The following is a 24,848-nucleotide window of genomic DNA, read 5'->3' as shown; positions in this document are numbered from 1 at the left end:
ACACTTATAATTTATTTTGTAGCACTGTAGTTATCTTGTAGTTGCTTTTTTTCGGGGAAGTAGTCGTTTTGTAGCAGGCCTAAAGAGGGCATTCATCTATTCTTTCCTCAAATTTGCAACAGGTATACTGATCTTGTTGTATTATATTATTGCTAACAAAGAGGATGAATAGGATGGTAGTTAGGTGATTAGTGATTATTTTGCAGCTACCCGGAAAAAAAAATTGGATGTTACCCCGGCACATTATCGGAAACCGCTTTTAAAATGCTCACCATATGGGATTACCATTTATTGAAGTCATTGAATCGTTAACACCTGATCCGAATGCACTGATGTGGAAGTTTGCAGACGCAGACAAAGAAATTAAGAATGGCGCGATGTTAACCGTCAGGGAAAGTCAGCATGCACTCTTATTAAACGAAGGGCAGCTGGCAGATATATTCCCTGCTGGAAGACATGTGCTCACCACAGAGAATATCCCTGTACTTACCCGGCTCAGGGGCTGGAAGTATGGTTTTGAAAGTCCCTTTAAGGCAGACATCTACTTCTTCAACACCCACCAGTTTGTGAACCTGAAGTGGGGTACACCAGCGCCGGTATTAATGACCGACGCGGCTTTCGGACAGGTACGCATCCGCGCATTTGGTACCTACAACGTCCGCATTACAGACGTGGGACGGTTTTTTAAAGAATATGCAGGCACCTGGCCACGGCTCGGCATCACGGAACTGGAGTTGCAGCTCCGGGATTTCATTGCGCCTAAATTCGGCGAAGTCTTGTCACTGGCGAAGATCCCCGTAGTAGAAGCTGCCGCCAATGTGCCGGCATTGAATGAAAAGATCCAGCCATTAATTCAACCTTATTTCACTGACTTAGGCCTGGAGGTAACCCGCTTTACCATCACCAGCATTACCTTACCGGAAGAAGTGCTGAAGCAATACGATAAGGTAACCGGCATGAACATGGTAACGGACATGAATAAATTCAGCCAATACAGCATTGCCAACGCTATGGACCAGGAACGTTCCGAGGTAGGCGACGGCGCCCGGCAGGCAGTGGTATTAGGCATGATCAGTAATATGGTGAACCAGGGACAGATGCAACAGAAACCCGCACCGGCAGACGATATTACAGAGAGACTTAAAAAATTAAAGACCCTCTTTGAAGCGCAGTTGATCACAGAAGCTGAGTACGCGGCAAAGAAAGAAGAACTGTTGAAGTTACTCTAACCAAGGTAAACAGCATGGCAGAAGAGAAAGATAACAAGCTATTGTCTTACCTGGAACGGCTCAAACAACAGGCCGCTACCCAGCAGCATTATGGCGGGGACATTACCCCGGAAAAGGCGAAGATGGACATGCGCGATTGTCCCAAATGCGGCGCCGGGCGCGCCTTTGAAAAGGGCCTCACCGCCTGCGCCTACTGCGGTTTTGTATTCATGGAAGTAAAGCTGACAGACGGGATTAATATCAAAAAGGAAAATAATTCATAAAGTATGTTCGGCTTTTTTAATAAGAAATATGATAACCCCGCACTCCTCGAAGAAATGAAAACAAGACAGGAACGTTGGTTTGCGTTCCTCGACAAACTGGAAGCCAGGATGTTGGAACTCACAACGGCTGCCATCCCCGGACTAAAGGAGATCTTCGACCAGGACACAGATCCGTATAAACGCGCGCATAGCAATATGCTGCAGGGATTACTCGGGCAAATCAATCATATGCGCCAAAAGGCCAACGATATCCAGGAAGAACAGATTATAGACTTTGTGTATCAGGCAGAGGCGACGGTGCCCGCTGTTACCTCCACGGTGGGCCGCGATTATCACAATCGCATTATGAACTTCAGGATGGCTTGCCTTAACCGGCATTATATTTTTGATGAAAAACTGAACAAGTGCATGCAGCGCCTGCAACAGGCGGCCGGGGAACGCAACCTGGAAGCGGCTTACCAGGAACAATTGCGGGCATTTGAAAGCATCCGTGATAAATTCAGCTGCCAGCAATGCGGCGGCAATATCACCATCGAAAAAATGTTTTTTATCGATACCTATGTGACCTGTCCGTTTTGTCATTCCCAGAATACATTCAGTCCCTCTACAGGAGCACGCATGGTGCTGCACGATGCCCGCGCCCTGGCGGAACAACGTACGGCCCATCTGCGCCGGGCCTATGAGGAAAGTAACCCCCGGGATCCTGAGCGCGAAAAAGTATACCTGCGTGCCATGATCGATGAGTGGAGTAAGATCATACCGGATATGGCAGAAGAGAATGAAAAATTTTATGAACGTTTATTAAGAGAACAATCTTTTCATCATTTTAAATAAACACATGTATGTCTGACAATCCATTATTAGAACCCATTCACGGCATTACTTTAGAAGATTACAGCGCCGCCTGCGCAAAAATGGGCAGCGGTTTAAGTGAAGCTGATATAGCAAAAGCATTGGGCGTGGAAGTACCCGTTTGGCAGGAAGCCAACCTGCTGTGGCCCGAGCGTATGAAACAGGACGAGACCTTTCATATCGTGACGCTGTTTGGTCAGTATTTCGGTCAGGCAGACCAGCACCCTAAGTTCAGCAATTTAAAAGCGGCGGTTTCTGCAGAAGGCGGCGCCAATACAGACCGTATAAAATCAGATAAGAGTTTCTACGAAGAGCTGGAAGTAGCCCGCCAGGTAGCCTACGAATATGGCCTCGACGGCGCCCAATGGATCGCCGATAAATATGGGATCACCCTGGGTGATTTCCAGATCGCGGCATCCAACTGGAATGCACAGATCCACCAGGATATAGCGGCCGACTTTGAAGGCTACAACGAAAGACAGGCAGCCTACAAGGCAAAGTATCAGCAACTGTTTGCTGATGCCCAGGGCGGCAATGTAGCCGACGATATCGAGTTTTAAACAACAGGAATATTCATAAGAGAAATGCCCCGTAACGACTTGTTTACGGGGCATTTTTATAATGGTCAGGATATGGAGATACGAACTATAAATGCAGATCCCTGGCGCCTTTTACCTCGGTAGAGATTTCTCCCATCATCGTGCCTCCGCTGCAGTTCTGCCCCGTATATACTTTCACAAAATCAATGGCATTCAATGTTACCGGCGTACCGCTGGCATTCACAGCCCAGGCGATGTCAAACGTATTATAGCCTAACGTGGGATATTCGCTGGAATAGCTGTCGGAATATCCCCACGCAAAGGCAAGGTTAGTAACAATGCCACCGGTTTGTAAGGTATTCACCAGCTTGGTGCCGGTAAACGTGATGGAGTCCTGGCTAGGCGCCATAGCAGGGTAGTAGTTGTTGGCCGTATGATAGGTGTTGGCAACTACATAACCACTCGCTCCCTGGTTATCTTTCCATAATACACTGGTACCTGCCGCATGCGGATTGTAATAGGTAATACGGTAATTTTTAATGGTGCTGGCAATGGAATACTGGCTGCCGGCTAATTCATACCAGGTATCATCGGGTAAACCATTACCATTGGTATCCTGGCTCACCATCACTACGCCTGGCTCCGACCATTGATAAGTAGGCCCGAGGGGATTGCCATAAATACCCAGGTCGTTGCCCGTACCATTCACCACCGAATGGTCAAACCCGAATACAATATACCCGCCAAAGCCACCCAGCGACACCATGTTGGTGGTGCTGCCCACCAGGCCCTGTGCGGCCGTAGTAGTACCCAAGGTGGTTTCATTGATAAACTGCCCGGCCGCCGGCATATAGGTAAACACCCGGCTGATCAGCGGACTGCTGGTCAGCAATGCTGGCCGGATAGTGACATTGCTGACAATAGCGGCAGACCGGGTAGAAACAGGCTGAAGACTCTCTGTCAGCGCTTCTTTCTGACAAGCAGCCAGCATCAGCAGGCTGCCAAGACCTAAGGAGGTCAAATAGGATTTTCGCATAGTAATTATAATTGAAGGTGTAAAAAACTACTGATAAAATACAGGTAGGGTAGGGAAGTAGTAGCCCGGATAACGAAGACTTTGTTTTAAAGCGCCACTGGCTGCATCGTAAAATAACCACCTGTTGTCATTGCTGCTGCCCCATTCGTCGGTCAACGTCAGCACCACCAACTCCTTCGTCCGCTCATTCAACCGTACGGCCGAACCATAAAAATATTGGCCATCAGGAATGGTGATGAAGGGTGTTGCAAAAGCGCTGCTATTACCCGGCGTGTACTTATAAATGCGGGTACCGCTATATTCCAGTGTGCCCCCAATGCCAGGGCCCTCTTTACGCTCGGCAATGTATACTTCGTTGCCGGAGGTACTGGCTACGAGGCCGCCGGAATGCCAGGCCCATAAGGCCCAGGGATTGGTGACCTTAAAGGGTACATGCGTTTCCGTTATAGTCAGGCCCGCCGGATCGATACGCATCAGCGCCGAGTCGCCCGCTGCCCAGACAGCCCCGTCTTTTGTGCGCGCAAATCCCATCGTGGCTTTGGGAAACTTCTTAACGATGCTGTAATCGGTGGTCTTCAACACAACAACCCCGTCATCTGCTGTCAGCACAAAAACATAATCGCCTGCAACGATCATATCGCCTGCGTTGGAGTTGATACCGTCTATTTTAGCGCCCAGGGCAGGACCGGCGAGGTTGAGCCTATAAACGCCGTCTACCGTGCTTAAAAGCCCCCTGGCATTGTCAATACCAAGGAAAGCATGGCCTTCATCCTGCGGCAGGTGATCTATCCGGCCGGTTTCCTTCATGGTATAAGCATCGGCTACTACTAAGGGGCCACCTACCTTTGCCGTCATATATACCTTGCCGTTATAAATAGTAGCAAATTGCAGGGTAGCAGTAGATGATCCAAAATCTTTATCCGGATTTTCTGTTTTAAAAACATTGTACGCTACTTTATTGCTATCATAGCTGTAGTAAAATAAGTCGCCGGTAGTAGTGCCATACTGGCCTTCCTGCACTACCAGGAAACCATTTTCATATTTGCTCCATACCTTCACCTGGTAAATCGCGGAATCAGCTGTGGCGCTGTTGGTGGCGGTAAACACGATATGGTAATCGCCACGGGTCGCAGCAGTGAAAGTAAATACGGAATCATTTCCCACTACCTGTCCATTCACTTTCCAGCTGAAGGTAGCGCCCAATGGATGGGCTATTATAGGACGATAGGTAACGGTAGCGCCTAAACGCAAAGTATCCGAACCGCCGCTGTGGTCAACACCGGGAGAAGGAACGGTGTTATCATTTTTCTTACAGGAGGTGGCCAGCATAAAAAGGGCCGATACGAAAAGCATACTTCCCGGTAATCGCATGTTTGATATATTTAGGTTGATGATAATGCAGTAATAACGGTGTGCTGCAAATGCCCGATGATAAAGGGCTTGCAGCCTATCCAGGATATACGGGAAACGGGGTTCCTTTTTTATCGGACATCATCTACAGTTATTAAACACCCGTCTGCGGGGAAGATATCAAATGATCTTCCACGACAACACGGCAATCAGAAACTACAGCATACGCAGGACACACATCGTCAGATGTGGTTCATCGTTACCAATTTTGTTACAAAAAAAACCGAAAATATAAGTACGCTCTTCACCCGAAAACGTCCTATATCGTTGCAAGAGGCAGGTCTTCTGGCTTTCCTGCTTTTCCGGTCGCCTTCCCGTTCCGTATAGCCGGAACAGTGGCAAAGTGGAGTTGATTCCGAAAAAACATACCTGTATAAAACAGGTGCAGGATTACAGCTACGGGGATAGCTCCGGTTTCACACCGGATTCCCTTTTAATATGCCAGCATATGTGCTGGAATAACCAGTTGCGGCGGCAAATTAATGAAAGGAGATGGGATCACCAAAATATTGTGAGCTGTATGGTGATATCAGCGCAACGGGATTGACTCCCGCTGCGCGTTTTGGGAGATGATGTATTACCGGAGTATTTACACCGTGAGCGAGCCACGGAAACCCCTCGCGGCATAATAAGAGGAAGCGCCATTATGATAAAGGAAAACTTTATCGTAACGGCGGTCGCAAAACAGGGCGCCTCCGAGCGCTCTTACGTCGGCAGGCGTTTGTACCCAGCTGGATGTTTTGAGATCAAACTTACCCAGCTGTTGTAATTCCCGGTAGGCAGTTTCTGTAAGGAGCGTGATGCCCATTGCTGCTGCCATTTCTACCGCACTTTCTTTAGGCGGATGATCCTTCCGGGAAGCCAGGGCCTCGTAATCATAGCAGGCATTCCGCCGTCCCTTGGGACTTTCAGCGGAGCAGTCACAAAAAGTATAGGCGCCCGTTTTTTTATCAAATGCAATCACATCCGGTTCGCCTTCTGTTTGTTCCATTTCGTACAATGACCACATTTTTTCAGGGTGGGCCGTGAGCCGCTCCTGCACATCACTCCAGTTAAGGCCTTTATGACGCTGCCCGTTTTTTTCAAAACGGGATTGCAATGTTTTGAGCAGCGTATCCTGTTGCGCTGCCGTTAACTTTTTTTTATTGGTGGGTGTTTCTTTCATGTGAATCTTTATGCTTTAAGGTAGCGGTTATCTTTCCAGTCACTATTGAGCCGCCCGGATAGATAATGCGTGATAGAATATATTCAAGGGGTCCCACTTGGCTTTTACCTGCTGCAGCCGGGGATAGTTCTCTTTGTAATAGAACGTAGACCAGGGAACACCTGATTGATTCCATGCTGCGGTGGCAAGGTCGGTATCAGGATGGTTAATCATAGCTCCATCTGTTTGATCATTTGGTACCGGTACGCCACCCGATCCGGGGAAGAGGTCTTTGTAAAAGTTACGTACCCATTCCAGGCTGGGAGCGGCGCCTTCGGGGCTGATCCACCCGGTATTGCAAGCCACGTCGAGTATGCTGTCCCGTTGTACGGAAGCCGTAGCGCCAGGAGCAATGGTATTTACTTTGCCGCCATAGGTAGCCATTCCAAGCCCGCCGCCTATGGGAGCCGCCAGGGTGAGGTATTTATACGCGGTAGCAATTTGGCTATCTGTGAATGGACGCCGGAAAAAGGCGTCTTTTACTTTGGCCTGCGCCTTGTCGAAACCAGGCTGGAAAAGTTCGGGGAAAGGGTTGAGTGCAAATTGCAGCCACGGAGTTTCCTCAATTTGTTTCGTATAGGCGATACCGATAGGTTCTGCAATATCGGCCAGGTGTTCTTCAATCAGGCGCGTAGCCTGAGGTCCGGTGGCAAGACCTTTAATATCCAGTTTGCCAATGTTACGGTGATTGAGAAACAAAATACTGAACAGTTGACGGAATGGCGAATCCGGACCACTATGCTGTGCCGCCCAGGCGCCAAAGTTATTGGTCGGTTGCGAAAAGGCACTTTCATTAAAGAGTGTCCAGTCCCACGACACGCGAAACGTAGTAATAGTTGCCGGTGCTGCAGGTAAAGTGGTATTTGGGTCTGTACCCGTAGCATCGTGGCTCCGCAGCCAATAGCGGGTAACGATGCCGAAGTTGCCGCCGCCGGCGCCGGTATGCGCCCACCACAAATCATAGTTAGGATCAGATACTTCCCGGGTGGCGATGATGGGAATAGCTTGTCCCGATGCATCTACAGTTACTACCTCTACGGCGTAAAGATAGTCTGCCGCCAGCCCATGTTCCCTGCATAGAAACCCGAAGGCGCCACCCAACACATGTCCGCCCATACCAATACCGGGATGCTCACCCGCCGGAAGTACTACGCCCCAGCCCAGGAACAGCCGTCGATAGGTTTCGCCTACCGTGGCGCCAGCTTCTACCACAAAGGCTCCCATATCGGCATCGTAAGAAACGTTTGTCATCAGGGAGGTGTCGATCAGTACCTGCGCGGTGGGATCAGATACAAAGCCCTCCAGGCAATGGCCACCACTGCGTACCACCGGCCGCCGTTTGTTGCTCACGGCTTCCTGTACCGCTATCACCACTTCGGTGGTAGTGGTAGGCAGTACAATATATTCCGGCTTCCCGCTAAAGCGTTTATTAAATCTTTTTCCTGCGAGATCCGCATAACGTATATCCCTGGCGGTAATCTTTTCCATATGATACTAAATTTAAAATTTGTTCCCGGCTTATACAAATTCATGGCCGGTCAAATGTAGAGAAATTAAAAAGTAGCCGTGGGTAGGGGTTACGACATTTATCAGGCAATTTACGACAAGGCATGTAGGTTTTAATGGTGGAAAACAACCACCACGGCAATTATTTTTATCCGGAATGAAAGAAAAATTTGTGTAGTTAAATGGCTACGCGTATATTTGTAGTCAAATAGCTACATAATGAATTTAAGACGAGATGTATTCCAGGCCATAGCAGACCCCACCAGGAGGGCTATACTGCTATTGGTGGCCTCCCAGGCGATGACGGCAGGAGCAATCGCCTCAAATTTTGACACAGCAAGACCTACCGTTTCCAAACACCTGCAAATACTAACGGAGTGTGAACTGCTGGAACAAACGCAAAACGGCAGAGAAATTTACTATCATATAAATGCTAAGAAAATGAAAGCCATCGCAGATTTTATTGAGCCATTCCGCAAAATGTGGGACGACCGTTTTAATAAACTGGAATCGATCATGAAAAACTACAAACCCAAAAAATAATAATTTATGGAACAAAAAACGAAAGTCAACGCCGAAGACGGTAAGCAGGAACTGTTTATTACCAGGGAGTTTGATTTACCGTTGGAACTGTTGTTCACTGCCTACACGGAACCTGAAATTGTAGAACAATGGATGGGAACAAAAGTATTGCAACTGGAAAGCCGGAAATATGGCAGCTACCAGTTTGAGACCTCCGACCCTAAAGGGAATAAGTACCGCTTCAGCGGCGTCGCACATGAATTTATCCCGAACCAAAAGATCGTGCGCACTTTCGAAATGGAAGGAACGCCGTTTGGCCTGCAGCTGGAGTTCTATGAATTTGAGGCGGTTACCGATAGTACCAGTAAGCTCAGGATGCATGTCATCTATGAATCTGTTGAAAAGCGGGATGCTGTCATTAAACAAGGCATGGTACGGGGGATTGACCTGGCACACAACCGGATAGAAAAAATCTTGCAAAAACAATTATAGAAACACCATGACAAAGAGAAATAAAATCATTTACTGGATCGCCACCCTTTGGCTGGCCCTGGGCATGACCTCCACCGCGATTGTTCAATTATCCAACATGAAAACTGAAAATGATTTCATGGCCGGCCTTGGTTACCCTCCCTATTTTCAGAAGATCATCGGCTGCTGGAAGATCCTGGGCGTGATCGCTGTCCTGGCGCCTAAATTCCCTTTGCTGAAAGAGTGGGCATACGCCGGTTTCTTTTTCGCGATGTCAGGCGCCTTACTCTCACATATCGCTGTTGGCGGCGTGATGAAGGATATGTTTCCTTCGTTATTATTACTTATCTTGACAGCCATTTCCTGGTATTTCAGGCCGGCCGATAGAAGAATCCTTTCCTTTAATTAAAAACAGCATAACATGAATCATAAGATCGATGCATTTATAGGCAGGGCGGAAAAGTGGCAGGAGGAATTTGAAAAGCTAAGAAACATCATATTGGAATCTCAACTCACAGAAGGCCTGAAATGGGGCGTTCCCTGCTACTCATTCCACGATAAGAACATCATCTTAATGCATGGATTCAAAGATTACTGCGCAGTGCTATTCTTCAAAGGTGCATTGATCAACGATGTGCACGGTGTGCTGATCCAGCAAACGGATAATGTACAGGCCGCGCGACAGATGCGGTTTACCAGTATGAAAGACATTAATAAGAGGAAGAATATATTGGTGAATTATATTCATGAAGCTATTGAACTGGAACAATCCGGGGCAAAAGTGCAGTATAAAAAGGTCACTGAGTACCCGGTACCGGAAGAATTCCAGCAAAAGCTGGATACCCTGCCGGCATTGAGAACAGCCTTTGAAGACTTGACACCGGGCCGTCAGCGGGGATACCTGCTCTATTTTGCTGCCGCTAAACAATCAAAGACGCGGGCCTCCCGGGTTGAAAAATATATGAAACATATCCTCGCAGGAAAAGGGCTGGATGATGAGTGAGGAGATACCTCAGACAAAGTTTACTTTCATCCTGAAACAGGCAGCATATGATGCGAACACTGATCATGCACAAAGATTATGAAGGGATCCGGCAAGCGCTTGCTCAAAACCCGTCATTAGCCAATGAAGGCATCCCTTTCGATGAAAACAACACCACCAAAGCGCATCCGTTACACCGGGTTTGCGATGGCGTTTTCGTTCATGCTTTCTCAGACCAGGAAGGCGTTGAAATAGCCAGCATCTTTTTAGCGCATGGTGCCAACGTTAACGGTTACACGTTAGCAGCAGGGCAGGATACTCCCCTGGTAGCGGCTGCCAGCCTGCACGCCGAACAGGTGGGTATTTTGTATATAGAAAATGGCGCCGACATCCATCATGCCGGTTGCCATGGCGGAACGGCCCTGCACTGGGCTGCCTGGGTGGGCAGGGATCAATTGGTAGCAAAACTGATCCGGGAGCATGCCAATATTCATCAGCTGTGCACCGAATTCCGCAGTACGCCGTTATTCTGGGCAGTACATGGCCTGAAATACGGCGGCATAGCCAACCAATATCACCAGGCCGAATGCGTGAGGCTACTCCTCAACGCCGGCGCCGACAAAACAGTGCCTAACCTGAACGGCACTACGCCGTTTGAATTGCTAGATGAAACGGATGCGGAACTGATAAACTTATTAAAATAGCAAAGAGGAGTCTTCACGAAGATTCCTCTTTGCTTTACTGTCATTGGTGAAAATTTACGCTTTCTTTAAGTCGAACCGGTCGAGGTTCATCACCTTATTCCAGGCAGCTACAAAGTCTTTCACAAATTTAGCCTGCGCATCAGCACTGCCATATACTTCGGCAATGGCCCGCAGTTCTGCATTGGAGCCAAATACCAGGTCGGCCCGGGTAGCGGTCCATTTTGCTTCACCGGTAGCGCGACTGGTGCCTTCATAAATTTCGCGGTCGTCACCGGCTGCTTTCCAGGCAGTATTCATGTCCAGCAGGTTCACGAAGAAGTCGTTGGTCAGTTGACCCGGCCGCTTCGTAAATACGCCATGTGCGGAGCCATCGTAGTTGGTGTTTAATACGCGCATACCACCTGTCAATACCGTTAATTCCGGCACTGTCAGCGTCAATAGCTGCGCCTTGTCAACCAGCAATTCTTCTGTAGAAACAGGCAGTTTTGCTTTCCGGTAGTTGCGGAAACCATCGGCTAAAGGTTCCAGGTGACCAACGGATTCCACGTCGGTTTGGTCCTGGGAGGCGTCCATACGGCCAGGTGTAAATGGTACTGTAACGGACTGTCCCGCGTCTTTAGCGGCTTTTTCGATACCAGCCACGCCCGCCAGCACGATCAGGTCGGCCAGCGACACTTTTTTGCCATCTGATTGGGCGCTGTTAAACGCCTGCTGGATACCTTCCAGTTTGTCCAGCACCTTTTGCAGCTGTGGTGGATTGTTGACCTGCCAGTATTTCTGTGGGGCCAGCCGGATGCGGGCGCCATTAGCGCCACCCCGTTTGTCGGAACCGCGGAAAGTAGCAGCAGATGCCCACGCAGTAGACACGAGCTCCGATACGCTCAGCCCGGAAGCCAGTACTTTAGCTTTCAGTGCAGCGATATCATTGTCATTGACTAACGGATGATTGACAGCAGGAATAGGATCCTGCCAGATCAGTATTTCTGATGGCACATCTGCTCCCAGGTAACGGGCACGCGGACCCATATCGCGGTGGGTGAGCTTGAACCAGGCCCGTGCAAATGCATCGGCAAGTGCGTCGGGGTTTTCCAGGAAGCGCCGGGATATTTTTTCGTAAACAGGATCAAATCGTAAAGAGAGGTCGGTGGTCAGCATGGTAGGCAAGTGCTTTTTGCCGCTATCATATGCATCAGGGATGATGGCCGTTGCATTTTTGGCTACCCACTGGTGTGCGCCTGCGGGACTTTTAGTCAGTTCCCATTCAAAGCCGAACAGGTTTTCAAAGAAGTTATTGCTCCATTGCGTGGGCGTTTTAGTCCAGATCACTTCCAATCCACTGGTAATGGTATCGGCGCCCTTACCGCTGCCGTAGCTATTGCTCCAGCCCAGGCCCTGCATGGCCAGGTCGGCGCCTTCCGGTTCTTTACCCACATGGCTGGCAGGGGCGGCACCATGGGTTTTACCAAAGCTGTGTCCACCCGCTATCAGGGCTACCGTTTCCTCATCATTCATGGCCATGCGGCCAAAAGTATCGCGGATATCTTTAGCAGCAGCAATCGGATCAGGATTACCGTCCGGTCCTTCGGGATTTACGTAAATCAATCCCATCTGAACAGCCGCTAAGGGGTTTTCCAGGTTGCGGGAGTGGATATCGCCGCCGGCTTTTTCATCGGCCGACAATACGGCATGTGATGCTGCCACGCCCTGGGAACCATGGGCGTAACGGATATCGCCACCCAGCCAGGTGGTTTCGGAGCCCCAGTACACCGCTTCATCGGCCTCCCATACATCCTCACGTCCACCGGCAAAACCAAAAGTCTTAAAGCCCATCGACTCCAGTGCCACATTACCGGTGAGGATCAGTAAATCCGCCCAGGAAATGCTGCGGCCATATTTTTGTTTGATAGGCCATAGTAACCTGCGGGCTTTATCGAGACTCACATTATCTGGCCAGCTGTTGAGCGGCGCAAAACGTTGTTGTCCTGCTCCTGCACCACCACGGCCATCACCGATACGATAGGTACCTGCACTGTGCCAGGCCATACGGATAAATAAAGGTCCGTAATGCCCAAAGTCGGCCGGCCACCAATCCTGCGAGTCGGTCATCAACGCATGCAGGTCTTTTTTCACCGCTTCCAGGTCCAGGCTTTTAAAAGCTTCGGCATAGTTAAAATCTTTCTCCATGGGATCTGATAAGGACGCATGCTGGCGCAGGATACTCAACTTTAAGTGATTAGGCCACCAGTCGCGGTTCCTGGTGCCGCCGCCGCCAACGTTGTGCTTCATGCTGCCATTATGAAACGGGCATTTACTGATGTCGGTTAATTCTTTTTCCATTTTTAAAAAGTTTATGGTGAGGATGAGCACTTGCCTGTACCAGTTTATCGGTGCAGGTTTGGTAAAAGTAAACACATTGGTGGTATAAGTAAAATCAATTAGTTCTATATTTTTATAGTTAAAAACTATTGATGCTGCTGAGGGAGTAATTACCGATCTATCGTCACCGTCGGAGATATAGGGAAAACAGGAATGATTAGTGGGAGGAAATCCTATACGTCATTCCTCCCTATGATGGCTTATTGCAATATACTAAAGTTAACGTGTATTATCTGCTATTGGTCGGGGATTTACCAGTTGTGAATCGAATTACATTTTCTGCTTCACCAATCGGTTCTAAAAGGCGAAGCAGGCAACCCTTCCTGGTTACATAAATTCGGTTGTAAGGGATTATCTGACCAGGCATACCGTACATACAGCGGCGCGCTTACAGCATCGCTCCATACGGTTACCTGGTTCCCGCTGATGCTGGTTTGAGCCCATACAAATTTCTTATCGGCACCGGCAATCTCAAATGCCGATAAAGCATCTCCGTCCGTGGTAGTGAGCCCGCTGCCGGTTTGGGTAAAGCTGATCGTAATTTTATTCCCTTCAATAGTTGCCGCGTGATACAGCGGACCTGAGTAAATGACAGGCTCCCGGTAGGCTACACCCCTGGCGGCGAGGGCCAGTCTTCCGCCTACTGATTTTTTATCATCCGGATGAATGTCATTCCATTCTCCCAGGTCAATAGCTACCACCATGGCGGTGCGGGGTATGGACAAGGATTGTAGTTGCGCCTCCCGCAGCCTGGCCCAGTTGCTTTCAACAGGCAGGTAGTTGTAGTCCATGAAGCCGGGTAGTTGTACATACAGGAAGGGAAGGGAGTCCTTGCCCCACTTGCTGCGCCAGTCCCTGATCAACGCGGGTAGCAGTTTTTTGTATTGATCAGCACGATCAGTATTGGATTCCCCCTGGTACCAACAGATGCCTTTGATGGGATAACCAATGAGTGGTGCTACCATGGCGTTGTAAAGGGCTGTTGGCTGATTTTGGGAAAGTGGGGTATAATGAGGGGCTACAGGGGGATATACTGCGCCGGCTTTGTATTGCCAGTATCCTTTCAAATCGATGGTGTCTGTACCAGAGAAAATGCAATAAGGTTTATCGGGTACAAATCCTCCTTTACCGGCAGTATTGGTAACGCGTACCACGAAAAGGTTCCTGCCTGTTTTTAATAACCCGGCCGGCACCTGGTAGCGGCGTTGCGGATATTGATAGAACGTGCGGCCCGCCAATTTACCGTTGATATATAGTTCGTCTGCGTCCACAATGCGCCCGAGGAAAACCTGGGCAGGCTTTCCTTCCATGGAAGCCGGTAACGTTATCTCACGGCGATACCATACTACACCATTTAAATCTTTTGCCCCCTGGTCTTCCCAGTAGCCGGGAATGTTGATCTGGCGCCAGCCTTTGGGTAAATAAGTGGTGTCGTACCATCGTGGAAGCTGGGTAAGGCCGGCATCTGCGGGCAAGACAGTCATCACCGGAATATGCTGGCGACGGAATCCTGCGGTATCTTTATTTTGCCGGATAAGTGCTGCCTGTGCCGGGAAATCCTTAAAGCCATCTTCACTCATCCACGCCTCTATAGGCGTGCCTCCTATACTGGCGTTGATAATACCCACCGGAATATGATAGGTGTCGTGGATGCTTTTGGCAAAGAAATAGGCTACTGCGGAAAAGGGTCTTACCTGTTCTCCAACAGCCGGTTGCCAGGAACCACCTGGCAGATCAGCCTGCGGACCAGCCAGCTCGTTGACGGGCGGTACAAGAAATTGCCGGATATCCGGGTCATTGGCGGCCAGGATATCCCGGCGGTAAGTAACATCGTGAATGTTCATCTCGTGAACCATGTTCGACTGGCCACTACAAAACCATACATCGCCAAACAGGATATCCTGCAGCACAATTTTGTTGCTTCCGGAAATCGTCATACTATAAGGTCCGCCGGCGGGCGTGGGGGGTAAATATACCGCCCAGCGGCCATCTGCGCCGGTTGTCGTTTTATAGTCAGCATTCCTGAAATGTACCTTTACTTTTTCCGATGGGGCTGCCCAGCCCCATAGTTTTATCTTTTCGTCCCGCTGCAGGATCATGCTGTCACGTACCAGTCGCGGAAGTTTCACTTGCGCTGTTGCCATATAAACACTGCAACAGCAGAGCAAAATAATCATCAATTGCTTCATATAAGTAGATTTACAATGCATTAAAAACCGATGCTGTTGCCGCCATCCACCGGCAATACCACGCCCGTAATAAACCGGGCAGCATCACTACTGAGAAAAACAACCGCATCGCCTATGTCAGTGGGTTGCCCCATAGCACCCATCGGCGTACGGCCAAATACCCTGGCTTTTCTTTCAGGGTCGCTGTCCAGGGCCTTGGCGGTCATATCGGAGTAAATAAACCCCGGGGCGATCGCATTTACCCGTATCCCTTTGGGCGATAATTCTACCGCCATGGCCCGGGTCATACCCTCAATGGCCGTTTTGCTGGCAGAATAGGCGATCACTTTCGGAATACCATATTGGGCCGCCATAGAGCTGATGTTAACAATGCAACCAGCGCCCAGCGGCAACATGGACTTTACCACTTCGCGGCTCATGGTAAATACGGCAGTCACATTGGTGAGCATCACCTGTTGAAATGCTTCATCAGTAACTTCTGTAAAATCTTTTTTATGATTGATACCCGCGTTGTTTACCAGGATGTTGATGGGACCATGCTGCTCCACAATACTGTTTACCAGCGCGGGTATGGCAGCCAGGTGTGTAATATCCGCGGGGATAGCATGGCAGGCATCGCCTAACTGTTGCCGTGCAGCGTCCAGTCTCTCCGCATTTCTTCCCAGGATGATTACTTTCATGTCCTGTTGTATTAATTTTTCGGCGATCGCGAAACCTATACCCGAACCACCACCTGTTACAATGGCTAATTTTCTTTTTAGTGCTGTCATCTTTCTTCGGCTGTTAAAAATGTTGTTATCAGTTACCCGGTGCAAAGGGGAACTGTAGCTGTTGATAGTACTCCAATGTTTTGTCCGGCGGTGCATAGCCCGCTGGTAGCGGCATATGGCTGAAGGTCCGGAAATACAGCAGGCAGGCATTTCTCCACCAGGTGGCTTCCTGTTGCTGTATTTTCAACAGCATGGTCACCTGCTCAAATCGCTGCGGGTCTACAAAAGGGCGCAGGCTTTCCCAGGTATGTTGCATACCGGTCACCCGGTCCGCGCCGGTATAGTATTGGTAACACAGTTCCTCCCAAAGGTTCCTGCCGCTTTTCATGCGGAAATGCCAGGGCATATGATGAAACCATAGCAGGTATTTTTCGTCGCAGGTAGTTATGTCTTCCCACTGCCGGCGCACAGCCGGCTGGTATTGTGCCAAAGCATTACTGCCGGTGGCCGTACGGTCGAAGCCGATACCGGCGCTATCTGCTTTGTGGTAATAAACGGGGTTCCATTCGGGGCGTTGCTGGTTGTCGACCCAGGGTGCCGGCCCATAGTGGTGCCCCGTACCCATGATATGATGCAATCCTATGGGGTTGGAATATTGTACGATAATATCCCGGCTTTCCAGCATAAGGCGGGTCGCACTTTTTAGAAAAGTAAGATCATTGGAGAAGGTCATACGCAACCATTCCTCAGCTATCTGTTCACTGGAAAGGGTGTGATCCCATGTTAGTCGCCCCAGCGCATACCAGTTGGCCTGCGCAAAGGGATGGCCGCACCAGTCGATATCACTGCCAATATTGGCTACGCCGGCCATACCACTGAGCGTATGTTGATCAACACTACCATCAATAACTTTAGCCACGGTGCTGCCAGCGCCTTTACGGTAGGTATCGCTTTCCAGTGTTTCTTTGAACAGGGGCGCCAGGAAAACCAGGCTGGTTCCCTGTCCCAGGTATTCCTGCGTAAGCTGAAACTCCATCATCAACGGCGTTTTAGGCATGGCGCCAAACAGGGGATGAAAAGGTTCACGCGGCATGAAGTCGATAGCTCCGTTTTTTACCTGCAACAATACATTAGGCCTGAACTGCCCGTCGAGCGGAACGAAGTCGTCGTAAGCCTGTTTATGGCGATCTGCCGGGTTATCGTGACTATACACGAATGCGCGCCATATCACGATGCCTTTATAGGGAGCGATGGCATCTGCCAGCATATTGGCGCCATCGGCATGGGTGCGGTGATAGTCCTGTGGCCCTGGTTGTCCTTCGCTGTTGGCTTTTACGAGAAAACCTCCGAAGTCGGGAATATAGGAATAGATCTCTTTTATCTTTTCTTTCCACCATCCGCGTACGCTGTCATTCAGCGGATCGGCGGTGGCCAGTCCGCCAATTTCCATGGGGGCGCTGAACCTGGCGGTAAGGTATACCCGGATGCCGTAGGGACGGAATACATCTGCCAGGGCTTTCACTTTTTCCAGGTAGGCCGGCGTCAATACCGTGGCGTTGGCGTTAACGTTGGTGAGTACGGTTCCATTGATACCGATAGAGGCATTGGTCCGGGCATAGTCGATATAACGGGGATCAATATACGTAGGCAGCGTATGCCAGTTCCAGATCGAAAAACCGGCATAACCTCTTTCTACGGTGCGATTAAGGTTATCCCAGTGATCCAGCATGCGTAACTGGATTTTAGGCGCAGATACGATTGGCAGAACAGGAACAGGCTGGGCGGTTTGCAGCCCGCGCAGAAAATGAAATACACCATATAGCACGCCTATGGAGGTGTTGCCGCTGATGAGGATACAGCGCTTGCCTTGCAGTGTTTTGGGAACGATCACAAAACCCTCGTTGCCGGCAGCTTTCAGCAGACCGCCAATGTCCGCCTGTGCGAGGAGCGGGGATTGTTGCGGTGTACCGGCGACCACTGTGCCGTCCTGGTGGAGGGTAGTGGTGGCCGACAGCCGGGTTTGCAGCAGGTGGGAGAGGCCATTAAGCAATTCCTGCCTGGCAATGTTCAGGGTGGCATCGGACGGGTTGATCATGATGGCGCTGATGTGACGGCGATAGGTAGCTTGCAGCATTTTATCGGCTACCGGCGGATACCGCAGCCACAGGTCATACCCGTTTTCTCCTTTGGTAAGCAGAAAGCAGCAGAGACATAAGAACAATAACGTGGAATTTTTCATATCGACAACTACCTGTTTGATGGATTTAGTGTCATTTTTTAGTTGTTTTTCGCAATCGGTTGCGTTCATAATCCCGAAAAAGTTATTCCGGGTGCTTGTTTTTCAGGGAAGAGGCCCGTATTACGAGATCGGCTCTAAGAGTGATGGCATTGGTGGCATACAGGTCGCTGATACCTTTCAGGTGGTTAATCAGGTAGGTAGCGGCCGTGTGACCGATGCTGTCGCCGGGGTATTCGACTGTGGTAAGATTGGGTGCGATCACTTTGCTGATCGGATCATTGTTGAAGCCGGCGAAGGCAATGTCTTCCGGGATACGGATACCGGCAGCCTGCAGGGCCAGCATGCAATAGACCGCAGCGGTATCGTTGGCCGAAAAAACGGCATCCGGGCGTTTGTCGGGCGACAGTTCCAGGATATGCCTGGCTGCATCTTCGCCGGCCTGTTCAGAAAGAGGACCGGTGAGGTGCAGCTTCTCTGTAAAAGGCAGGTGATGGTCCTGCAGCGCTTTCCGGTACCCGTCGAGCCTTTCCTGGTACACATTTCTCAGCACATTGCCTCCCAGGTGCATGATTCGCTTACAACCCTGGTCTATCAGGTGTTTGGTAACCTGGTACGCCGCCTCGAAGTTGTTGATCCCCACCGAGGTGCTCTCGTTGTGCGGGTATACCCGGTCGAAGAAAATAACCGGAATTTTTCGTTTAAAGAACGGCTCCAGGTGATTGATATTCTGCGTGTTGTAAGATAATGAGATGAGTAGCCCATCCACCCGTTTGTTAAACATCGTGGCGACATTGCGCTTTTCTTTCTCTGCATCTTCAAGCGATTGCGCAATGATCAGGTTATAGCCATAACGGCTAGCGGCGTTTTCCATGCCTGCCAGGGCGGAAGACATGAAGTAGCTGTTGAGCCGCGGTACAATGACTCCCAGGGTATGCGTATGCCGGCTTCTCAGGTTGCTGGCAAAAGCATTGGACTGGTACCCCAACATTTGCGCGGCATCTGTGATCTTTTTCCGCGTGGTTTTGCTGATCATCGGGTTGTTTTTCAACCCCCGGCTTACCGTGGCTGCCGATATATTCAGGTATTTGGCTATGTCGTATATCGTGATTTCCCGCTCTTCTGACATGTTGATTCAACTTGTTCTTCAAAGGAAGTGAATTTTTTTGAATAAAAAATGCAATCGGTTACGTCAGTTTCAATTTTTCTTATATTCGTCTTCGAAGAAGACCAGGTAACCACCTTCGTCAGCCTCCGAATTTCACGTAAAAAGTTAAAACAACCTATTATGTTAATGCATGAAACCATGCGGTGGTTTGGGCCGCATGATCCGGTAAGTTTAAGCGATATCCGGCAGGCAGGTTGCGCGGGAGTAGTCACCGCCCTGCACCAGGTGCCGGTAGGAGAAGTCTGGTCCTTAGCCGCTATCAGCGAGCGGCAGTCCCTTATTGAACAGGCAGGCATGCGTTGGACGGTAGTAGAGAGTTTACCGGTAAGCGAAGATATAAAGCGGCGTAGCGGCCATTATCTCACCCATATTGCTAACTACCGCGAAAGCCTGCATCACCTGGCCGCCTGCGGAATTAAAGTCATTACCTATAACTTTATGCCCGTGCTGGATTGGGTAAGAACGGATATCAGTTACCCGCTCCCTGATGGTAGTAAAGCGCTTTATTATGAACGGGCGGCCTTTGTGGCATTCGATCTTTTTATGTTGAAAAGGCCAGGCGCTGCAAGCGATTATAGCTCCTCAGAAATAGTGCTGGCAGAAGCCTGGTGGCAAACCCATACCGATGAACAGAAAGATACCGTGTTCCGGAATGCGCTATTGGGTTTGCCGGGAAGTAGCGGTCGTTTTGAACCTGCCGAAATATTGGCCGCTTTAACCGCCTATCAACAGATTGATGCTGATCAATTGAGAGAAAACTTATTTTATTTCCTGGGAGAAGTGATCCCGGTGGCGGAAGCCCTGGGATTGAAGATGGCGATCCATCCGGATGATCCTCCCTACCCGGTACTGGGACTGCCCCGTATTGTAAGCACGGAAGCGGATTTACATCGTATCATACAGGCCGTACCCTCGCCGGCAAATGGCCTCTGCTATTGTACCGGTTCACTCGGTGTAAGGCCAGGCAACGACCTCACAGGAATCATTCAACGATTGGGCGCGCATATTCATTTCCTGCACCTGCGCAATACCCGTCGTGATGACGTAGGAAATTTTTTCGAAGCAGCACACCTGGATGGCGATGCAGACATGGTAAGCATTGTACGTGAATTATTACTGCTCATGAAACAGCGGAATATTTCGTTACCAGTACGGCCGGATCATGGCCACCAGATGATGGACGACCTGCATAAAACAACTTATCCCGGGTATTCTTGTATAGGAAGGTTGAAGGGACTGGCGGAGTTGCGGGGATTGCAGGCAGGGTTGGTGAGTGGGTTGTTGAGTAAATAATATCTTCCGTCAGAATTAACTAAAGGGGCCATATAGGGGCCATCGTAGTTGGCAATAAAGGGGCAATAAAGGGGCAATAAAGGGGCAATAAAGGGGCAATAAGATATCCTAAATACCCCTTGCCCCCGCCGGACGTAACCCATTTTTTTATATATTATCCGGTAGCAACCAACTGTGTATGACTATACGAAAGCATATCCGGAGATATATCCCGGTTCCATTGGCAAAGGCTATTGATGTGATCCCTGGCACCCGGCTGGTAGACATAAACGGCATCAACCTAAAAGACCTTTTCCGGGAGCCCTGTACTCCCGGATATAGTGATTAAAAGCAATACCCCGGATGAAAAGGACCCGGCATTCGACCTACCTGCTTCACATGATACCATAAGTCCTCTGGCCTAAAAAACAGGCCGTTTGCTAAACTCTTTTATGTCTTTCACTGTTTTAATAAGATAATCATTCTTCTTCTTCCGTTGTTAAGGAAACTGGTAAAACAATATCAGCAACGGTTAACCTACCATCAGGATGTGGCCGGAATATTTCATGCATTGGGTTAACTATGAGTTTGTGATTGTAGTATAGACGGTACATGGTTCTTTTTGTTCAATCTGATCACTTGCCGGCAACATCTGTTCGTTATTTGTCAGATCTACCATTTTTAGCAATTATCAACCAGTAATTCTCTAACATTAAACACCAGATGTATGTGGAAACAGCTCCCTACGTGTACAGGCTACATGATATTATCATGCCTGCTACTTAGCCTGTCTATTACAGTAAATGCACAACAAACAAAGATTATAGGTAAGGTTACCGGCGCTGGTAACGTGCCTGTACCAGGCGTTACAGTCCTTATCAAAGGCAACACCACCAGGGGTACTGCTACTGATCTCAATGGTAACTATACCCTACAGGCAGCTGCAGACGCCACCCTCACTTTTAGTGCTGTGGGTTATATCAAGCAGGAAGTACCAGTGGGTGGAAGAAGCATTATCAACATCACCCTGGTGGAAGACAACAGACAATTGGGTGAATTAGTGGTAACGGCATTGGGCGTAAAAAAAGAAAAGAAAAAGCTGGGGTACTCAGTAACAGAACTCAAAGGAGAGGAGCTGGCCGTTACCAATGAAATCAACCCCGTCAACGCACTACAAGGTAAAGTAGCCGGGGTGCAGATCGACCAGGGCGCCGGCGGATTGTTCGGTAGCACCAAAATCCTGATCCGGGGTAACTCTACATTGGGTAACAACAACCAGCCCATTTTCGTCATTGATGGTGTGATCATGGATAATAATACTTTCAGTGGTACCGGCCGCGATTTCGGAAACGATCTTAAGAACCTCAACATGGAGGATTTTGAGAGCGTGTCTGTCCTGAAAGGCTCCGCGGCCGCCGCACTTTACGGCTCCCGCGCTATCAATGGGGTAATACTGATTACCACCAAAAAAGGAAAGGCGCAGAAAGGTATAGGCGTTAACGTGACCCAGTCATACAATGTATTTAAACCTTATTCTGGCCCCGATTTTCAGAACGAATATGGAGGAGGTACTGTCGGCGCCTTCTTTACCGATAACCGCGACCAGAACTATAAACCGGAAGATGCCTGGAGAACCAAGATATTTCCGATAGACCCGGCCACCGGGAAGCCTTATATCGACCGGCAGGTAGGCCGTGAACTGGAAAACTGGGGACCCAAATTTACCGGTCAGGAGGTCACCAACTACGACGGAACCACTACCCGCTATGTAGCCCAGCCACATAATTTCCTGGATGCTTTCCAGACCGGACGGGGCTATGCCACCAATATAGCCATGGACGGTGGAAATGATAAATCCACCTTCCGCCTGTCTTACACCCGCGATCAAAGCGATGGCGTGGTACGTATGAACTCCATGATGAAAAATGCGTTTGACCTTCGTGTAACACATAATATCAATAAATGGATCACCGCAGACGTCAGTGCCAACTACACTGTTTTTAACGGTAAAAACCCTCCCCGCCTGGGTGGCCTGGATGCCTTTGCCTCTTATAACTTTGGTAAACTTTTTACCTGGATACTGCCACGTAACTATGATACAAAGTACTGGATGCAACGCGATAAATACGTGAGCGTATTCGGAGGCACCCCCAACCCGGGAGATCCGGCGGAACCCAATAAAGCGCCTGAATCACGCTTTTGGTTTAATTTATTTGAAAACCACTATATCCAGGATGAACAAAACTTAAGGGGACGCATCGCATTAACCGCTACCCTGAATCCCTGGGCTAAATTGCAGCTGGAAGGAAACGTCAATAACCTGTATATCCGCAATGAAAACAAGGAACTGGGGCAAGGACATGATTTCACCGGGGGCCTGTATGGACTGGGACATACCTCCAAGGAAAGTTATTTCCTGAAATGGATGCTGATGATCAACAAGAACCTTACTAAAGACCTGGAATTAAATGGTTATATCGGCGGAGAAACACAACGTTATAATACCACTTTTAACTATAGCGAAACCCGCGGAGGATTGAGCTATCCGGGAAATTATTTCATTGCCAACTCTGTACAGACACCCTTTACAGACGGAGGCGTGAAAAGCCGGAAAGCATTTAACTCGTTATATGCCAGCGCTGATCTTGCATTTAAAAACCAGTTATTCCTCCTCGCCACCTGGCGCGGTGACTGGTCTTCTGCATTAACTTATACAAATGGTACCGGTAATAATTTTTATAACTATCCGGCAGTCAGTTTATCCTGGCTATTTTCCGAAACCTTCAAGTTGCCGGACTGGATTAGCTATGGTAAGCTGAGGGCTAACATAGCTGCACTCGGAAAGGATACCGATCCTTTTGGTATCAACCCGGGTTTTGCGTTTAATGGTTATACCAATAGTAATACTACCGACTACCCGATTTCTACCTATACCCGGTATCCGGACCCACTTACCGGTAAGTTTATTGCGCTGGTACCCAACCTGAAGCCCGAAAGGAAGATTGCGAAGGAAGTAGGTGCGGAAATGCGTTTCCTGAAAAACCGCATCGGGTTTGATATCTCTCTGTACCAGGACAACACGAAAAACCAGATTATCAGTATCGGCACGCCGCCGGAATCAGGCCTGGAAGGAATTATCATCAATGCAGGAAATATCCAGAATAAGGGTATTGAACTGATGATAACCGGTACGCCTGTGCAGACCAAGGATTTTGAGTGGAATACCAGTTTCAACTACTCCCACAACCAAAATCTCATCGTAGACCTTTATGCCGGACGTAATGAATATGACCTGGGTGCTAATATAGGAGAAATAAGCACCTGGGCTATTGTAGGAAAATCATATGGTACACTGCGCACTACCATTCACTCCTCGCCCTACCAGGCTACAGATGCCAACGGTAATCCCATTGCGAGTCCCAATAACGGCAAGCCAATACTGGCCTGGCGCTCAGATGCACGGGCGGCTTTCCCTGCCCGTAGCAACACCTTACAGGATGTGGGCGACATCAATGCCAAATTCCGCGGTGGCTGGGAAAATACATTCCGGTATAAGAACTTCAGCCTGGGCGTACTGCTGGATGCTAAATTCGGAGGCGACTTCGTGCTGCTGACTTACCGCTATGGTACCCATACCGGCGTATTCCCGAATACCCTGGCAGGTCGCGACGCCAGCCACGGTGGAATTACCTGGACCAGCAAATACGACAACCAGACTTATGATGATGGTCTTATCCCTGACGGCGTCTTTGCCAAAGGACAAATGATAACGCAACCCAACGGCAGCCAGGTAGACGTAGGTGGAATGTCTTACCAGGAAGCTTATAACAAAGGATATGTAGAGCCTACACATGCCCCGCAATTCTATTATCGCTACGGCTCATCTTCCACAGGCGTGGCTGATTACTGGATTAAAAAGAATTCATGGATCTCCCTGCGACAGGTATCGCTGTCTTATCGTTTCTCTACTAAGGTATGCGAAAAGCTGCACCTGAATAACCTGAGCCTGGCAGTAGTAGGGCGTGATTTACTTTATCTGTATAACAGCCTGCCTTTTAACTACAACCCGGCATCTAACAACTCTAATAATACCGCATTTTCCGGTGAAGAGGGTTTCCAGCCAATGATACGGTCTATTGCAGGAACTATCAGAGTGGGCTTCTAAATAAAATATAAACT

The 24,848-nt window shown here is 49.2% G+C and carries 21 protein-coding genes and 1 riboswitch; of the genes, 12 read left to right on the top strand and 9 right to left on the bottom strand.

All coding sequences use genetic code 11. From position 1 onward, the window contains the following. Nucleotides 1-275 precede the first annotated feature (275 nt). From HGH91_RS06050 to HGH91_RS06035, 4 genes are read left to right on the top strand one after another with little or no spacing between them, the layout of a single operon-like run. The gene (locus HGH91_RS06050; RefSeq protein ID WP_168737521.1) at nucleotides 276-1,229 is read left to right on the top strand and encodes an SPFH domain-containing protein; all 954 of its coding nucleotides are present in this window, start codon (nucleotides 276-278) and stop codon (nucleotides 1,227-1,229) included. Between the two features lie 14 nt (nucleotides 1,230-1,243). Next, entirely contained in the window at nucleotides 1,244-1,492 is a 249-nt protein-coding gene (locus tag HGH91_RS06045) for a hypothetical protein (protein ID WP_168737520.1), read from the top strand. Between the two features lie 3 nt (nucleotides 1,493-1,495). Continuing rightward, complete coding sequence (locus HGH91_RS06040) at nucleotides 1,496-2,326, top strand: hypothetical protein (protein WP_168737519.1); 831 nt, start codon at nucleotides 1,496-1,498, stop codon at nucleotides 2,324-2,326. 8 nt (nucleotides 2,327-2,334) lie between these two features. Beyond that, the gene (locus tag HGH91_RS06035; protein ID WP_168737518.1) at nucleotides 2,335-2,904 is read left to right on the top strand and encodes a DUF6620 family protein; all 570 of its coding nucleotides are present in this window, start codon (nucleotides 2,335-2,337) and stop codon (nucleotides 2,902-2,904) included. Between the two features lie 85 nt (nucleotides 2,905-2,989). Here HGH91_RS06035 and HGH91_RS06030 read toward each other — a convergent pair whose 3' ends face one another. The 4 genes from HGH91_RS06030 to HGH91_RS06015 form a co-directional block, all read right to left on the bottom strand. Next, nucleotides 2,990-3,919: a PKD domain-containing protein gene (locus HGH91_RS06030; protein WP_168737517.1), complete on the bottom strand. Its 930-nt coding sequence runs from the start codon at nucleotides 3,917-3,919 to the stop codon at nucleotides 2,990-2,992. 27 nt (nucleotides 3,920-3,946) lie between these two features. Beyond that, nucleotides 3,947-5,290: a DUF5074 domain-containing protein gene (locus tag HGH91_RS06025; RefSeq protein WP_168737516.1), complete on the bottom strand. Its 1,344-nt coding sequence runs from the start codon at nucleotides 5,288-5,290 to the stop codon at nucleotides 3,947-3,949. Nucleotides 5,291-5,586: 296 nt separating this feature from the next. Then, nucleotides 5,587-5,811, bottom strand: a riboswitch (cobalamin riboswitch). A gap of 107 nt (nucleotides 5,812-5,918) precedes the next feature. Then, nucleotides 5,919-6,494, bottom strand: a complete 576-nt coding sequence (locus HGH91_RS06020; RefSeq protein ID WP_168737515.1) for a DUF4256 domain-containing protein — start codon at nucleotides 6,492-6,494, stop codon at nucleotides 5,919-5,921. Nucleotides 6,495-6,536: 42 nt separating this feature from the next. After that, nucleotides 6,537-8,021 (bottom strand): FAD-dependent oxidoreductase, encoded by a 1,485-nt coding sequence (locus tag HGH91_RS06015; RefSeq protein WP_168737514.1) that lies wholly within the window; start codon nucleotides 8,019-8,021, stop codon nucleotides 6,537-6,539. A 237-nt stretch (nucleotides 8,022-8,258) separates the two neighbouring features. Between HGH91_RS06015 and HGH91_RS06010 the strand changes: the two genes are divergently transcribed. The 5 genes from HGH91_RS06010 to HGH91_RS05990 are packed head-to-tail and all read left to right on the top strand — an operon-like array spanning nucleotide 8,259 to nucleotide 10,718. Then, nucleotides 8,259-8,582 (top strand): ArsR/SmtB family transcription factor, encoded by a 324-nt coding sequence (locus HGH91_RS06010; protein ID WP_168737513.1) that lies wholly within the window; start codon nucleotides 8,259-8,261, stop codon nucleotides 8,580-8,582. A 6-nt stretch (nucleotides 8,583-8,588) separates the two neighbouring features. Continuing rightward, complete coding sequence (locus HGH91_RS06005) at nucleotides 8,589-9,053, top strand: SRPBCC domain-containing protein (RefSeq protein WP_168737512.1); 465 nt, start codon at nucleotides 8,589-8,591, stop codon at nucleotides 9,051-9,053. A 7-nt stretch (nucleotides 9,054-9,060) separates the two neighbouring features. Next, nucleotides 9,061-9,441 (top strand): DoxX family protein, encoded by a 381-nt coding sequence (locus HGH91_RS06000; RefSeq protein ID WP_168737511.1) that lies wholly within the window; start codon nucleotides 9,061-9,063, stop codon nucleotides 9,439-9,441. A gap of 12 nt (nucleotides 9,442-9,453) precedes the next feature. Then, on the top strand, nucleotides 9,454-10,035 hold the full coding sequence (locus HGH91_RS05995; protein ID WP_168737510.1) for a YdeI/OmpD-associated family protein: 582 nt from the start codon (nucleotides 9,454-9,456) through the stop codon (nucleotides 10,033-10,035). Between the two features lie 47 nt (nucleotides 10,036-10,082). Further along, complete coding sequence (locus HGH91_RS05990; protein ID WP_168737509.1) at nucleotides 10,083-10,718, top strand: ankyrin repeat domain-containing protein; 636 nt, start codon at nucleotides 10,083-10,085, stop codon at nucleotides 10,716-10,718. A gap of 54 nt (nucleotides 10,719-10,772) precedes the next feature. On the opposite strand, the gene katG is transcribed toward HGH91_RS05990, so the two are convergent. From katG to HGH91_RS05965, 5 genes are all read right to left on the bottom strand, one after another. After that, nucleotides 10,773-13,055 (bottom strand): catalase/peroxidase HPI, encoded by a 2,283-nt coding sequence (gene katG, locus HGH91_RS05985; RefSeq protein ID WP_168737508.1) that lies wholly within the window; start codon nucleotides 13,053-13,055, stop codon nucleotides 10,773-10,775. Nucleotides 13,056-13,378: 323 nt separating this feature from the next. After that, nucleotides 13,379-15,283, bottom strand: coding sequence for a sialate O-acetylesterase (locus HGH91_RS05980; RefSeq protein WP_211092208.1), 1,905 nt, complete (start codon nucleotides 15,281-15,283; stop codon nucleotides 13,379-13,381). 20 nt (nucleotides 15,284-15,303) lie between these two features. After that, nucleotides 15,304-16,053: an SDR family NAD(P)-dependent oxidoreductase gene (locus HGH91_RS05975; protein ID WP_168737506.1), complete on the bottom strand. Its 750-nt coding sequence runs from the start codon at nucleotides 16,051-16,053 to the stop codon at nucleotides 15,304-15,306. A 28-nt stretch (nucleotides 16,054-16,081) separates the two neighbouring features. Next, complete coding sequence (locus HGH91_RS05970) at nucleotides 16,082-18,301, bottom strand: alpha-glucuronidase family glycosyl hydrolase (protein ID WP_247651658.1); 2,220 nt, start codon at nucleotides 18,299-18,301, stop codon at nucleotides 16,082-16,084. A 13-nt stretch (nucleotides 18,302-18,314) separates the two neighbouring features. Next, nucleotides 18,315-19,358 (bottom strand): LacI family DNA-binding transcriptional regulator, encoded by a 1,044-nt coding sequence (locus HGH91_RS05965; protein ID WP_168737505.1) that lies wholly within the window; start codon nucleotides 19,356-19,358, stop codon nucleotides 18,315-18,317. 159 nt (nucleotides 19,359-19,517) lie between these two features. Here HGH91_RS05965 and uxuA point away from each other — a divergent pair, with 159 nt between their 5' ends. From uxuA to HGH91_RS05950, 3 genes are all read left to right on the top strand, one after another. Next, a complete protein-coding gene (gene uxuA / locus HGH91_RS05960) occupies nucleotides 19,518-20,690 on the top strand; it encodes a mannonate dehydratase (RefSeq protein WP_317166804.1) in 1,173 nt (390 codons plus the stop codon). Nucleotides 20,691-20,868: 178 nt separating this feature from the next. Then, on the top strand, nucleotides 20,869-21,018 hold the full coding sequence (locus HGH91_RS05955; RefSeq protein ID WP_168737504.1) for a hypothetical protein: 150 nt from the start codon (nucleotides 20,869-20,871) through the stop codon (nucleotides 21,016-21,018). 378 nt (nucleotides 21,019-21,396) lie between these two features. Continuing rightward, nucleotides 21,397-24,834, top strand: coding sequence for a SusC/RagA family TonB-linked outer membrane protein (locus HGH91_RS05950; RefSeq protein ID WP_168737503.1), 3,438 nt, complete (start codon nucleotides 21,397-21,399; stop codon nucleotides 24,832-24,834). The last annotated feature ends 14 nt before the right edge of the window (nucleotides 24,835-24,848 follow it).

The organism is Chitinophaga eiseniae, assembly GCF_012641265.1.
GTDB classification, from domain to species: domain Bacteria; phylum Bacteroidota; class Bacteroidia; order Chitinophagales; family Chitinophagaceae; genus Chitinophaga; species Chitinophaga eiseniae_A.
Note: the sequence above shows the minus strand (reverse complement) of the source record. Positions and strands in the feature narration are given on the sequence as shown.

Coding starts and splice junctions, on each gene's coding strand:
- HGH91_RS05965 (WP_168737505.1), bottom strand. CDS start 19,358: ATGTCAGAAGAGCGGGAAATCACGATATACGACATAGCCAAATACCTG.
- uxuA (WP_317166804.1), top strand. CDS start 19,518: ATGTTAATGCATGAAACCATGCGGTGGTTTGGGCCGCATGATCCGGTA.
- HGH91_RS06005 (WP_168737512.1), top strand. CDS start 8,589: ATGGAACAAAAAACGAAAGTCAACGCCGAAGACGGTAAGCAGGAACTG.
- HGH91_RS06025 (WP_168737516.1), bottom strand. CDS start 5,290: ATGCGATTACCGGGAAGTATGCTTTTCGTATCGGCCCTTTTTATGCTG.
- HGH91_RS05980 (WP_211092208.1), bottom strand. CDS start 15,283: ATGAAGCAATTGATGATTATTTTGCTCTGCTGTTGCAGTGTTTATATG.
- katG (WP_168737508.1), bottom strand. CDS start 13,055: ATGGAAAAAGAATTAACCGACATCAGTAAATGCCCGTTTCATAATGGC.
- HGH91_RS06020 (WP_168737515.1), bottom strand. CDS start 6,494: ATGAAAGAAACACCCACCAATAAAAAAAAGTTAACGGCAGCGCAACAG.
- HGH91_RS06035 (WP_168737518.1), top strand. CDS start 2,335: ATGTCTGACAATCCATTATTAGAACCCATTCACGGCATTACTTTAGAA.
- HGH91_RS06015 (WP_168737514.1), bottom strand. CDS start 8,021: ATGGAAAAGATTACCGCCAGGGATATACGTTATGCGGATCTCGCAGGA.
- HGH91_RS06050 (WP_168737521.1), top strand. CDS start 276: ATGGGATTACCATTTATTGAAGTCATTGAATCGTTAACACCTGATCCG.
- HGH91_RS05950 (WP_168737503.1), top strand. CDS start 21,397: ATGTGGAAACAGCTCCCTACGTGTACAGGCTACATGATATTATCATGC.
- HGH91_RS05995 (WP_168737510.1), top strand. CDS start 9,454: ATGAATCATAAGATCGATGCATTTATAGGCAGGGCGGAAAAGTGGCAG.
- HGH91_RS06010 (WP_168737513.1), top strand. CDS start 8,259: ATGAATTTAAGACGAGATGTATTCCAGGCCATAGCAGACCCCACCAGG.
- HGH91_RS05990 (WP_168737509.1), top strand. CDS start 10,083: ATGATGCGAACACTGATCATGCACAAAGATTATGAAGGGATCCGGCAA.
- HGH91_RS05955 (WP_168737504.1), top strand. CDS start 20,869: ATGACTATACGAAAGCATATCCGGAGATATATCCCGGTTCCATTGGCA.
- HGH91_RS05975 (WP_168737506.1), bottom strand. CDS start 16,053: ATGACAGCACTAAAAAGAAAATTAGCCATTGTAACAGGTGGTGGTTCG.
- HGH91_RS05970 (WP_247651658.1), bottom strand. CDS start 18,301: ATGAACGCAACCGATTGCGAAAAACAACTAAAAAATGACACTAAATCC.
- HGH91_RS06000 (WP_168737511.1), top strand. CDS start 9,061: ATGACAAAGAGAAATAAAATCATTTACTGGATCGCCACCCTTTGGCTG.
- HGH91_RS06040 (WP_168737519.1), top strand. CDS start 1,496: ATGTTCGGCTTTTTTAATAAGAAATATGATAACCCCGCACTCCTCGAA.
- HGH91_RS06045 (WP_168737520.1), top strand. CDS start 1,244: ATGGCAGAAGAGAAAGATAACAAGCTATTGTCTTACCTGGAACGGCTC.
- HGH91_RS06030 (WP_168737517.1), bottom strand. CDS start 3,919: ATGCGAAAATCCTATTTGACCTCCTTAGGTCTTGGCAGCCTGCTGATG.